Origin of the sequence: Methylobacterium gossipiicola (assembly GCF_900113485.1) — a bacterium.
GTDB classification, from domain to species: domain Bacteria; phylum Pseudomonadota; class Alphaproteobacteria; order Rhizobiales; family Beijerinckiaceae; genus Methylobacterium; species Methylobacterium gossipiicola.
The window spans coordinates 23,857-35,610 of the sequence record NZ_FOPM01000034.1 but is presented as its reverse complement, the minus strand read 5'-3'; the positions used below and the strand labels follow the sequence as shown (position 1 = coordinate 35,610).

General features: G+C 54.4%; 6 protein-coding genes and 4 pseudogenes. 4 read left to right on the top strand and 6 right to left on the bottom strand.

Translation table 11 applies throughout. The features are described from left to right. The 3 genes and pseudogenes from BM249_RS21430 to BM249_RS21425 all read left to right on the top strand — a co-directional run. Window positions 1-85 (top strand): annotated as a pseudogene (locus BM249_RS21430) (IS5/IS1182 family transposase); the annotation flags it as partial. Window positions 86-302: 217 nt separating this feature from the next. Then, a protein-coding gene (locus tag BM249_RS19510; RefSeq protein WP_091975110.1) for an IS5 family transposase occupies window positions 303-1,140 on the top strand; the annotation gives its coding sequence in 2 pieces (ribosomal slippage) (window positions 303-659 and window positions 661-1,140; 837 coding nt in all). A gap of 183 nt (window positions 1,141-1,323) precedes the next feature. Beyond that, window positions 1,324-1,464, top strand: a pseudogene (locus BM249_RS21425) (IS630 family transposase); the annotation flags it as partial. A gap of 16 nt (window positions 1,465-1,480) precedes the next feature. Here BM249_RS21425 and BM249_RS21420 read toward each other — a convergent pair. From BM249_RS21420 to BM249_RS21415, 5 genes are all read right to left on the bottom strand, one after another. Next, on the bottom strand, window positions 1,481-2,242 hold the full coding sequence (locus BM249_RS21420) for a class I SAM-dependent methyltransferase (protein WP_143103813.1): 762 nt from the start codon (window positions 2,240-2,242) through the stop codon (window positions 1,481-1,483). Between the two features lie 177 nt (window positions 2,243-2,419). Further along, window positions 2,420-3,406: an NAD-dependent epimerase/dehydratase family protein gene (locus BM249_RS19505; RefSeq protein WP_210187006.1), complete on the bottom strand. Its 987-nt coding sequence runs from the start codon at window positions 3,404-3,406 to the stop codon at window positions 2,420-2,422. A 180-nt stretch (window positions 3,407-3,586) separates the two neighbouring features. Continuing rightward, window positions 3,587-4,498, bottom strand: coding sequence for a class I SAM-dependent methyltransferase (locus BM249_RS19500; protein WP_091975106.1), 912 nt, complete (start codon window positions 4,496-4,498; stop codon window positions 3,587-3,589). Window positions 4,499-4,514: 16 nt separating this feature from the next. Further along, window positions 4,515-6,362, bottom strand: coding sequence for an asparagine synthase (glutamine-hydrolyzing) (asnB, locus tag BM249_RS19495; protein ID WP_091975104.1), 1,848 nt, complete (start codon window positions 6,360-6,362; stop codon window positions 4,515-4,517). A 26-nt stretch (window positions 6,363-6,388) separates the two neighbouring features. After that, window positions 6,389-10,363 (bottom strand): glycosyltransferase, encoded by a 3,975-nt coding sequence (locus tag BM249_RS21415; RefSeq protein WP_143103812.1) that lies wholly within the window; start codon window positions 10,361-10,363, stop codon window positions 6,389-6,391. A 200-nt stretch (window positions 10,364-10,563) separates the two neighbouring features. On the opposite strand from BM249_RS21415, the pseudogene BM249_RS21410 reads away from it, so the two are divergent. After that, window positions 10,564-10,653: pseudogene (locus BM249_RS21410) on the top strand (IS5/IS1182 family transposase); the annotation flags it as partial. 27 nt (window positions 10,654-10,680) lie between these two features. Here the strand turns inward: BM249_RS21410 and BM249_RS19475 are convergent. Then, window positions 10,681-11,748, bottom strand: a pseudogene (locus tag BM249_RS19475) (IS3 family transposase); the annotation flags it as partial. Window positions 11,749-11,754: the final 6 nt, after the last annotated feature.

Here is an 11,754-nt window from a genome sequence, read left to right as displayed (position 1 = left end):
TGAGCGACGCGCAGACATCTACGAGGCCTTCACGAGCCTCGCCGCCAGCCTCATCACCCTCAACCAGATCAGACGGTTCTGTTAGGCGCTCTTAGTGATGATGGCGTTTGCCCTGCTGGCGGTGATCCGCCATCACGCCAACGCGCCGCCCCCAAAAAGACGGGCGCGGCCGAGACCGCGCGCGCTGATCCGTTGGTCGGTCCAGGAGATCCGCCGGATCGCCGCGCGGCTGGCACAGCGGCGCATCCAGGGCGTCTCTGCAAAGGGTTCACGTCTTGGGCAGCGGCCCCCATCTGTTTGGGATGCGACGCTATGAACTGACCGACGCGCAGTGGGAACAGATCGCCCCGCTGCTTCCTCCGCAGAAGCCGCGCACGGGTCGGCCTGCCGAGGATCACCGCCAAGTCCTGAACGGCATGCTCTGGATCCTGCGCACGGGTGCGCCCGGGGCGGATCTACCGGCGCGCTATGGTCCTGTCGGCACAGTGTCGAGCCGGTTCTACCGCTGGCGGCAAGCCGGGGTGTTCGACCGGGTGCTGCGGCGCCTGCAGGCGCGGGCCGATGCCCGCGGAGACCTAGACTGGAGCTTGCACTTCGTGGACGCCACGGTGATCCGCGCTCACCAACACGCCGCCGGCGCTCGCCGGTCCGGCGCCATCGGGGGGTGAGGGCACGGTCGAGGGGGCGGGTGAAGCGCTTGGGCGCAGCCAAGGCGGGTTCTCAACCAAGCTGCATCTGCGCGCCGAGGGCGGCGGCAAGCCGGTCACGGCGGTCCTGACGGCCGGCGAGCGCCACGAGCAGTTCGCCTTGGATGCGCTGATGGACAAGGGAGCCGTGCCGCGCTCTGGCCGAGGCCGCCCGCGCCTGCGTCCCCGCCGAACGGCCGGGGATCGGGGCTACTCCAGTCCATCGGCCCGTCGTCGTCTCAGGCAGCGCCGGATCGCGCCGGTCATCCCGACCCGCAAGGATCAGCCGCGTCAGCCCGATTTCGACAAGGCCGCTTACCGGGAGCGCAACAAGGTCGAGCGGCTCATCGGCCGTCTCAAGCAGTATCGCCGCATCGCCACCCGCTACGAGAAGCGGGCGGCAAACTACCTCGCCATGGTCACCCTCGGTATGACCATGCTCTGGCTTGCATGACTTTGCAGAGACGCCCTAGCCCGCTCACGTCATCGCATGGTCGCTCTGGCGACGGGCGCAAAAGGCGGCTGCCCGAAATGCCCATCTCAAACGCCGCGCATCAGCCGACAGGGGACGTCGACGGCGTAAGCCCCGCGCAACAAACAGCAAGCGAAAGCGCTCTAAAACGCAACTGTAATGCTAAGCGAAAACTGGCTCGGCAACCGGATCTTCCATTCCTACGCAGACATACTCGACCACTATTGCGACGCCTGGAACAAGCTCATCGCCCAGCCCTGGCGCATCATGTCCATCGGTCTGCGCCGGTGGACACATGGGTTCTGATCAATGAGAATTGGTATTACTCGTCGAATGATACAATTGATTGAGACGACTCGGTCAAATCAATCTCGGAAACCACTTTCCCCTGAACAGATGGCTTGGGCCTGACAACAGCTACAGCGTTGTCCTGGAAATTGTCCGCATGGGGAAGGCGCAGGATAAAAGCATCCCATCCGCGATTTGAAAAATATGCATCAAATCGTGCTAGGTTAGACAAACTTAGAACGATGTCTTCAATGATGTACAATCCACCGGGATTCACTCGTTCATATGTTGCATCAAGCATTAATGTATTAGCTTCAAAGTTATGTGCGCCGTCGTCTACGATGAGATCGAAAAAAAGATGCGGGGCAACCGACCACGCCCGATGTATAGTGGTCAAGTCGTTTTGATCAATAAAGAAAGTATGAATGTTTTTTTCTTCAAACAAGCAGCCGATATCGTGATCGGCACCATAAATTATTGCATCTGGAAAATATTCGCGCCATGCACGATGCGACGCACCGGGAATGCCTGTAGCGCCCATATTACCAACAACCTGTATATTGTTAGTACCAATCCCAATCTCAAAAATACTTCTGGGAGTTGCAGGAAGGCTCTCGAACAGGAGCTCGTACAACAACGGGTAACTATGCCATGTCCCCTTGTCACTGCCATGTCGACACAAAATCTCATTTAATCGGGATGGCCTGCCAATACGAGCGGCCTCCAAATACTTATAAATAATACTGCCGAATGTAGCCTCTCCATTACCATAAAAGGTAAGCAATTCGCGGATCATGTACCCACTCCCGATTCGACGAAGAGTCCGACGCATCACTATCGATCTTCAAAACAAGCATACTGGATTATAATTGAGTCTATTTCCTCTCCAGATCTTGCTCGATAACTATCTCCGCATTAGATGATTAATAATCACGCAAAGGCGAGCAATCTGCAGTTTTAAAAATTCTAAAAATTATAGGTCGCGATAGTAATCTTTATACCAATCGACGAACCGTCCGAGTCCATCCTCTAGCGACGTACGAGGCGCGAAATCAACTGCAGCCATCAACCTGTCGACGTTCGCATAGGTCGCAACGACATCTCCTAGCTGCATCGGCCTATAAACCTTATTGGCCGACCTACCGGTCTTTTCAGAAATGATCTGAATAAATCGTTCCAGCTTAACAGGCGTGTGGTTGCCAATGTTATAGACTATATGAGGTGCAGCTTCCATTCCAAAACTATTAGGGGGCTTGCCGAGTAGGCGAACTATTGCTTCTACAACATCATCAATGTACGTGAAATCACGTTCCATGCGCCCGTGATTAAACAACTCGATTTGGCGCCCTTCAAGTATGGCTTTGGTAAAAATGTGATAAGCCATGTCAGGTCGGCCCCAGGGTCCGTAGACTGTAAAAAATCGTAGGCCGCTCTGTGGTATTCCAAAAAGGTGGGCATAGGTCTGCGCCATAAGCTCGTTTGAGCGCTTCGTTGCTGCATAGAGTGAAACAGGTTGCTCTACGCGGTCCGTTTCTGAAAAGGGCACTTTCGTATTGGCGCCATAGACCGAACTAGACGACGCATATATTAAGTGTTCTACCGAGTAAGCTCGGCATGCCTCTAGAACTGATAGGAATCCGCTAACATTGGCATTTATATATGCCTGCGGATTCTGCAAGGAATAGCGAACGCCAGCTTGTGCTGCGAGATGCACAATGTGTGTCGGTTGGAACTTCTTAGTTGCCTCTAAAACCTTTTCTGCATCTACCAAATCAAAAATCTCGTAGCTAAAATTTACCAAGTTTTCAAGCATAGAAAGACGGGATTTCTTTAGGTTTTGATCATAATACGAGTTGATACTGTCAATGCCAAGTACAGCATTGCCATTTCTTATTAACTGGTTTGCTACATGATAGCCGATAAAACCGGCAACTCCTGTAACGAGCACCCTGAGCGTCATAACAAGATACCCTTGCGGTTCCAGGCTAATCCGACTTAACAGCATCGGAATTAATCTGGCATAAGACTATATGCCGTAGCAGCTATGCGTCCCTGAATATAGCCGGGATACTACATTGAAATCACCTATACAAGCTAAAATTGTCTGTTCGACTATAAATTTGAATGTCGAATTAGAAGATTAGGAGTTAGATTTATCATTTTTATAACACCCGAACATGAAATCATGGGGAAGAAAATTTGAGGCTGTTAAAATATTTTCAAGGTCAATGCAGGCAGCGATATATGCGTTACTTTCTGGCGAATTATCGTTGACTTTGTTTGCGTTAAGCCCATCAAACAGGGCATGAAGCAGGCCGCCGCCGTTCAGTCGCTCAAATAACGGACTGAAGAAGTGCGGTAGAAGAGGACGGATCAGCGGTGCGCGAACCCCCTCACTTGGATCTGCTTCATAGATCATTTGCATAGTAGGCAAGCGAACCTCTGTGTCATGGCCAAGTCTCATCTCTGGACTTGAAAGTCTTAGTACAAGATTTACGATATCTAGCTGATTTTTTGGATAGAGTTGATAAGCTGGCCCAATATACTCGTTTACGAGTAGAAGCCCTTCTGGTTTTAGTGTGCGCTGGACCGCAAACAGCATGTCTTCGATGTTACGTACGTGATGCAATGCACCTGCAAACATTACCATATCATAGACTGCAATAGGTGGATCTGCAGAAAACTCCTCGAATAGCTTAACTTCGAATGTGGCGGCTAAACCCTCGGTGTCCGCAGCAGCCTTAGCGCGCGCGATCCCAGCGGAAGAAGCATCGAACCCATGAACATGGTCAACGTAACCGCAGCGGGCCATGATCAATTCATGGGCACCATCACCGCATCCAATCGACAGCACTTTCCCGGGTTTACGATCCAAAAACTTTTCAAAAAACCAGTTTAACCAATGCATCGAAGGATCATTGGTCATGCGTCGGTTAATCTCTCTGGCTACAAGTAAGTTCTCGGTCCATGCAGATTTGCGACCTGTGAGATACTTCTCATCCCAGCTTGAAGCAGTTACACCTGTGCCAGAATAATCATTGGACTGCATCATGTTCTGAATTCCTGATTTAGATGTGGGTACTTGACCTCACCCCACGGACTATCGCTACGTCTTTCTGGAATGTGGACCACCATTCCACTAGAACAATCAGTGCGAACCAAAGTCGTTCGCGACTGTGATTCCCAGGAGCATTGTAGAGCTTTGAAAGAGCGATTAAGTCGATCCCGAGGGTTTCACCCCCACGGAGGTAGGCATCGAAACCCCCGTGGCTGTCGAACCAATCGCGCACCCATTGGGTCATTGGAAGTACAAACCCCTGCTTACGCCGGTCGACAACAGCAGGCGGTAGCAACGTCCGAGCGAGCTGCCTCAACAGAGCTTTACCCTCACGCCCTTTCATCTTCTGCCAAGCCGGCAGAGTAAGAGCACGCTCTACTACTGTGGGCGCTAAGAAAGGGCAGCGACCCTCAATGCTGGCAGCCATGGTCATGCGGTCAGCCTTGATCAGCAAATCATCAGGGAGCCAGCTTGCTAGGTCCGCAGCTCCTCGGCGCTGGACTGGATCGTGCGCTTTTGCCAGCCAAGTGGCTAGATCGCGCTCGAACTCATCCGGCACCTTACCTGGGGCCGTGGTGACCAATGCTTCCCGTTCATGCTGGTAGGTGAGCAGTGGGAAACCAGACTGCGTTTCCCCAGCCGCCTCAACCAGTAACCCATTGGATAGTCCGCGCAGATCGTGCGCTGTGGCGTAGGCTGCGTTGAAGTCCATTCCGATCCGGCCTGCGATCGGGGCTTCTGGCTCCGCATAGTACCCGTAGCCACCAAATATCTCATCAGCACCTTCACCGGAGAGGACGACCTTTACTTTTTCACCAGCCGCATGACTCAACCAGTGGACGGGCAAGGCCGCCTGATCGCCGATCGGCTCATCCATGGCCGAGCAGACTACCGGCAACAAATCTCCAAACCGCTTCGCATCGAATTGGAAGGTATTCAGCTTCATCCCGAGGTGTTCGGCGACGGCTCTAGCATATGGGCTTTCATCTGAACCCGGATCGTCGAATGCGATACAGAACGCTTCGATATTCCCATGCTGCCGGTGGGCAAGGGCTGCAATCAGCGAGCTGTCTACCCCCCCTGACAGAAAAAGCCCTACCGGCACGTCAGCCACAAGGCGACTTTCCACTGCTTCGGTTAGTAGCGCCTCGATCTCTTCAACGGACCCCTCACGCGCGGGGTTTAGTATCGGGCGGTAATAGCGGTACAGCCGCGGCGGCCGATTAGCATCAAAATCGATTTCCAGTCGCTCACCTGGCAGTACCTTACTAATCCCCTCGATCAGGGTCGCACGACCGCTGACGAAGTGGCAAGCGAGATATCGCTCCAGCGCGGCGAGATTGATACGGGTTTCCAGCCACGGCGCGCCTGCCACAGCCTTCAACGACGAACCATAAACGAAGCGTCCTTTGTTATGCGCAAAATAAAGCGGTTTCTCCCCGAACCGATCGCGCGCTAAATGTAAAACTTTACTATCAAGATCAGCAATCGCCACCGCGTACATGCCATCAAGGCGCCGGAGAAGACCATCCATACCCCAAGCATCGTAGCCGTGGGCTAATACTTCAGTATCACTTTGAGTGACGAAGACGTAACCGAGGGCTTCGAGCTCTAATCGCACCGTCCTATGATTGTAGATCTCTCCGTTCTGAAACGCCTTAACCCTGCCTCGGCGGCTGTTCAGTGGCTGCCAACCACCGGCCAAGTCAATGATTGATAGGCGACGCATACCCATATTCAGGGCGCCGTCCTCAAAGCGTCCTTCTCCGTCCGGTCCACGATGAAAGATCGAGGCGAGTTGCCGGTCTAGCAGGCCCTCGGGACGCTGCGGATCGATATATCCGACGATGCCGCACATGATTTAGTTATTCTCCTTGTCGCGCGTCACGAGCGCGTCCCCACGGCTTGTTCGACTAGAGATCCATACTGATCGAGCATAAAATCATAGCTCGGTAAGCTTCCAAACATGATCAACGATCGTTCGGCGAAGCGGCGACGTAGATCTTTGTCCTCAATGAGTCGAGCCATATAACGACTAAGCTCACCAATGTCTCCTGGTTCGTACAGGAAGGCGTTGTAGTCTTGTCGAACCTGCTCTCGGATGCCCCAGACTGGAGTGGAGATAAGCGGTAAACCAGCAGCCATCGCCTCCAGCGTCACTCGCGGATAACTCTCTACTCGACTAGAACATATAAAAACATCGCTACCCTTCAGAAATATCGGAACTTCGTTGGTCTCAGGAATGACATGCACCCGCTGCGCACGCTCGGTCGGTAGATTCTCAACTGCTTGGTTGAGCTTTTCGCTATAATCACTTGGGCGATCACCCACGATCATAATTTCGGCTTGAGCGGCGAGCTTATCAGGTAGGGCAGCGTAGGCCTCTACGAGGTCAAGTTGCCCTTTTCGCTCACAGACCGTCCCGACAACGGTGAATACGATGGACGTTGTCTTCACAGCCATGCGTGTGCGTGCCTGATCCCGTTCGATCTCACTCATTGCAGCGACCAGCTTGGAAGCGTTCAATCCATTCCGGATGAGCGTGAACGCCCCGCGTGTATTTAGCGGAGACCATGCATCAAGAGTTGAACGCGCGACGAACACAACTCGATAGGCACTTTCAAATCCGCGGTAGCCCATCTCTTCGAGATGACGCGGCAGGTGTGCGTAGTACGAGTTCCAAGGTTCGCTCTCACGGATGATCCAAACGCAGGGGAGTCCAACTAGTTGGGCGGCCTCTACTGCCCAGAAGCTTTCGGCTGTGTTAGCGACAACAACCTCAATTCCGGCGTAGAGAAAAGTTTGCCCTAGTCGGAGCAGTCGAGCCGACATTTCCTCCTGAGCCGGCCACTCGCGGAGCGGATGCTCGATGGTAATGGTCGGGATGCCTACGCTTTTGTAGCGCTCGCGCATTGGCCCATCAATGGGTGCAATCACGACGGGGTCGATGCGGCCCTGTTTTACTAAGCCACTAGCAAGTTCGAAGAGACTACTCGGTGCTCCTTCGAAATTGAAGTTATGACTGACGAACAGTGTGCGAATTGGCCGGTCGAAGGACCTTGCCACATGCGTACGCGCGACGCCAAACTGCTCATCGCGCAAGGTCAAGTTGGGATTGTAGAACTGGTCTACACGCCCAGAATACTTACGACGCATTGCCAGTTCCTCGGCAGGGTTATCGCCGAAGCCGCGGCTCTTGCCTTCGTGATGGTACAGCTCCGCAGAACCGCACTGAATACAACTGTAGCCAGCGTCGACGAGCCGGTAACAATAGTCTACGTCGTTATAGGCAACCCGAAAGTTGACCTCGTCCAGCCCGCCGATATCCAAGAACAGGGTTTTGGGCGTGAGCATGCATGCTGCGGTGACACCCGCAACCTCCCTCGTTGCTCGGGCGAGGCACATGTAGCCAAGGTCGTAGTCTGGCAGGAGTTTAAAGCTGTGCCCCGCCATGCCCTCGTGAAGACCATGGGTGATACCGGCATGCTGAATGCGCTTGTCGCCATAGAGGAGGCGTGCTCCAACAGCGCCAACCTTCTCCATTTGCGCATAGCCGACCATCTGCGATAGCCAACGCGGCGTGATGACTTCGGTGTCATTGTTTAGTAATAGAACATAATCCCCCGCTGCCGCCGCAACGCCCGCATTAATATTGTGGGCAAAGCTGAAACCTTCGGTGGGACTTGCCACACGCAATACCTGGGCACCACATCCCGCCATATAGCGCAAAGCTTCCGGATCACTGCTTTCATTGTCAACTATTAGAACATCAAAGTTTCGGTAGGTTGTAATCTTCAGGCTTTCTACGCATGTGCGAAGGAGCTCGACCTTGTCCTTAGTGGGAATGATGATAGTAACGCTCGGCCCATCATCACTAAATTGCGGTTCGAAGATACCAACACGGGCAGCTCGTGCGAATTCTGGATGGATTACATGCGCTTCGAGACCACGGCGATCGAACGCCTCCTGAACTGCACGCCGTCCCCGGTCGAAAGCCTCCGGCTTAGCATCGCCGCTCGTCGCGGTCGATCCTGGTACGGCTCGCCAGTGATAGAGTATGCGAGGTATGTGATGAATTTCTCTAGCATGTTCACTTAAGCGAATAGCAAGATCAAAGTCCTGCGAGCCTTCGAACCCCATTCTGAAACCACCGGCCCGCTCAAACAAAGAGCGCTTGAAAGTAAACAAGTGGCTTAGATACATGAAAGACAGCAGAAGTGTGGGGCTCCAGCCAGGTTTAAACTGAGGCGCAAACCGTTTTCCGTCTAGGTCGATCTTATCATCGTCAGTATAGACGATTTCGGCATTAGGATGAAGGGCGTATTGGATTGCGATCTCCGCAAGAGCATGCGGATGCAAGAGGTCGTCGTGGTCGAGGAGTGCAATCACCTCACCAGTTGCCAGTGCAGCAGCCCGGTTTGAGGCGCCACTGATATTTTCGTTTACGTCGGAGCGGATCCACGAAATCCGTGGATCCATGGCCGCATAGGTAGCAACCATGTTGACAACATTCATATCGCGACTTGCATCGTCACAGATACAAAGCTGCCAGTTTGTATAGATTTGCGAACGCACACTGTCGATCGCAGCGCTTAGAAGCTTTAGATTTGATTGATATGTTGGCATGACCACAGATATGACGGGTGTCCGCTCCGCCAAATCCACAAGCTGGCCTTCAAGAAACAGTCTATCCGACTGCGATTCCTGATTAACTTCCAGCCACGAGGCGTAGGGCTCGACCTGTGCCGGAGGGAGATATCCACGGCTTGGCTTGGCCGTCACAAGAACGCCTTCCCCCGGGGTTGCAACCAGGAGATCGGCATAAGTTGGGTGAGGCTTATGCCCCAGGCCTCGTCCAATGCGAAAATAATATGCAAATACACCCCAGCGGAATGCTGCACTCTCAGGATAAGCGTCCCTGTACCAGCGTGTACTGAAACGCAAATGAGGATCGCGATTTTCTGATTCCCCATAGGTAATAAAATGAGTTAGCGGGTTGATCTTTAATCTGCCAATGTCAGCATATATCTTTGTGTACCATGCCGTATCGAACAATGGGTTCGGCTTGCGGCCTTCCAAGTATCCCTCGGCTTCAAAGTGAGTAAGGGGCTCTATACCAGCATTCAGAACATCCGGATTGCTTAGGAGATACCAATCCGTGTCGAACAATGGATTAGGATCGCGCCCTTCGATCCAGCCGATTTTCATATAATGATCGTAAGCCTCATCCTCCGAGAGTTCGAGATCTGGTGACGAAGCAACATACCATGCTGCGTCGAACAGAGCGCGCGGCCGCGACAGTGGCTGCGCCTCGTTAGCCCAGTCATAACCATTATAGAGCTTGACGCATTCCGCAGCCGCATCAACAGTTGGCTGTTGAAGATGCGGATGATGGAACACAAACAATCCACGATTGAAAAGCGGGCTTGGTATACGGCCCTCGATCGCTCCATGTGTAATGTAGTGAATAAGTGGATTCCACCCCGCTTCTCTTACATCTCGATAGCGAGATACATAAAATTTCGAGTCAAAAAATCTGGATGGCGAAACTCCAGTTTTCCAACCCGTCGAAACATAATGGTGCGCAACATCTTGATCGTTCGGGATATCTACTTGTGAAGCATAGTATGCCTCATCAAAAAAAATGCTGTTCCGCACCAAATTTGCTTCATGTATCCGCTTCTTTTTGAGCGCTTTATTTGAAGTAAATTTGCCAAGCCGTCGGTAGAACAGCACCATAACGTGCCTTTTTATTGAGAGAAATTGCAGCAGTGTGCGGGTGGAATAATACGAATCAAGGGGTAGCGCAAGACGTTCACGATCGGCAGGAGCCTGCTTCTCAGCTGTAGCAGCCATCATGGAAAAAACCGCTGGACAGCGTTGGCGTGGCCGCCTGAAGCGGTCAAGGGTGCGTCATGAATGATGCTTCGGCGCTTGAGTTCTGATGCGAGTTACAATTTTAGGAGCCGGCTATGTCGGTCTCGTCTCTGTTACATGCTTTGGCGATTTAGAGCGCTTAACAGAACGGCACGATGCGTGAGGTTTTGCGTTGGTTGAGCATGGCTCGACCTCTGCTTCCCGACGATCTTTGGAGCGAGATTGCTACGCTCCTGCCGCCGCCTCGGCCTCGCCCGAAGGGCGGACTACCTCTGACCTTGCCCCCTGTTTGCCCCCGTTCACAACCAGAGTCCGTTCTGGTTCTGGTCCTGGTTGGACCGGGTTGCAAACGCGTTCGGAGTGAGCCCGCCGAGGCTCGTGTGAGGGCGGCAGGTGTTGTAATCGACCCGCCACGCCTCGATGATGGTCCGGGCCGCCGGCAGGCTCCGGACCAGATGCTCGTTCAGGCACTCGTCGCGCAAGCGCCCGTTCAGGCTCTCGACAAAACCGTTCTGTTGCGGCTTGCCGGGGGCGATGGTGTGCCACTCGACCGCACGCTCCTCCTGCCAGCGTAGGATGGCGTGCGAGGTCAACTCGGTGCCGTTGTCCGAGACGATCATCAGCGGCTTGCCGCGGCCGGCGATGATCCGGTCGAGTTCACGCGCGACCCGTCGCCCGGACAGCGACGTGTCGACCGCCAGCGCCAGGCACTCCCGCGTGCAGTCGTCGACCACGACGAGGATGCGGAAGCGCCGCCCGTCGTCGAGCGTGTCGGAGACGAGCCGAAGGCGGGCGCGAAGCGACCAATTCGAGGCTCCAGCGCTGGTTCAGCTCCTGCGGCACGGCGGCGGGGGCCCGCGTGCCAAGGGCTCGTTTGCGCCCACCGCGCCTGCGCACTGACAGCCGCTCCTCCCGGTAGAGACGGAAAAGCTTCTTGTGGTTCAGGGTGAGGCCCTCCCGCCGCCGCAGGATCAGCAGACGTCGGTAGCCGAACCGGCGGCGCTCGCCGGCCAGGCTGTGCAGGCGTACCCGCACGGCTGCATCGTCACCGCGGGTCGAGGCGTAGCGGTACGTCTTCGGCTCAAGGCCGATCAGCCCGCAGGCACGACGCTCCGAATAGCCCTTCTCCTCGATGGCCCAGCTCACGGCCGTTCTCCGTGCGCCGGGCGTCAGAAGTTTTTTCCCAGCGCCTCACGCAGCGTCGCCACGTCGAGCATCGCTTCGGCCAGGAGCTTCTTGAGCTTGCGGTTCTCCTCGTCGAGCGCCTTTAGGCGACGCGCGTCCGAGACCTCCATGCCGCCGAAACGCGAGCGCCACGTGTAGAACGTCGCATCGCTGATCCCATGGCGGCGGCAGATCTCAGTGACCGTCCG

What these genes read in the sequence shown, in the direction of transcription:
- BM249_RS21420 (WP_143103813.1), bottom strand. Translation starts at nt 2,242, where the DNA reads ATGATCCGCGAATTGCTTACCTTTTATGGTAATGGAGAGGCTACATTC.
- BM249_RS19505 (WP_210187006.1), bottom strand. Translation starts at nt 3,406, where the DNA reads ATGACGCTCAGGGTGCTCGTTACAGGAGTTGCCGGTTTTATCGGCTAT.
- BM249_RS19500 (WP_091975106.1), bottom strand. Translation starts at nt 4,498, where the DNA reads ATGATGCAGTCCAATGATTATTCTGGCACAGGTGTAACTGCTTCAAGC.
- asnB (WP_091975104.1), bottom strand. Translation starts at nt 6,362, where the DNA reads ATGTGCGGCATCGTCGGATATATCGATCCGCAGCGTCCCGAGGGCCTG.
- BM249_RS21415 (WP_143103812.1), bottom strand. Translation starts at nt 10,363, where the DNA reads ATGATGGCTGCTACAGCTGAGAAGCAGGCTCCTGCCGATCGTGAACGT.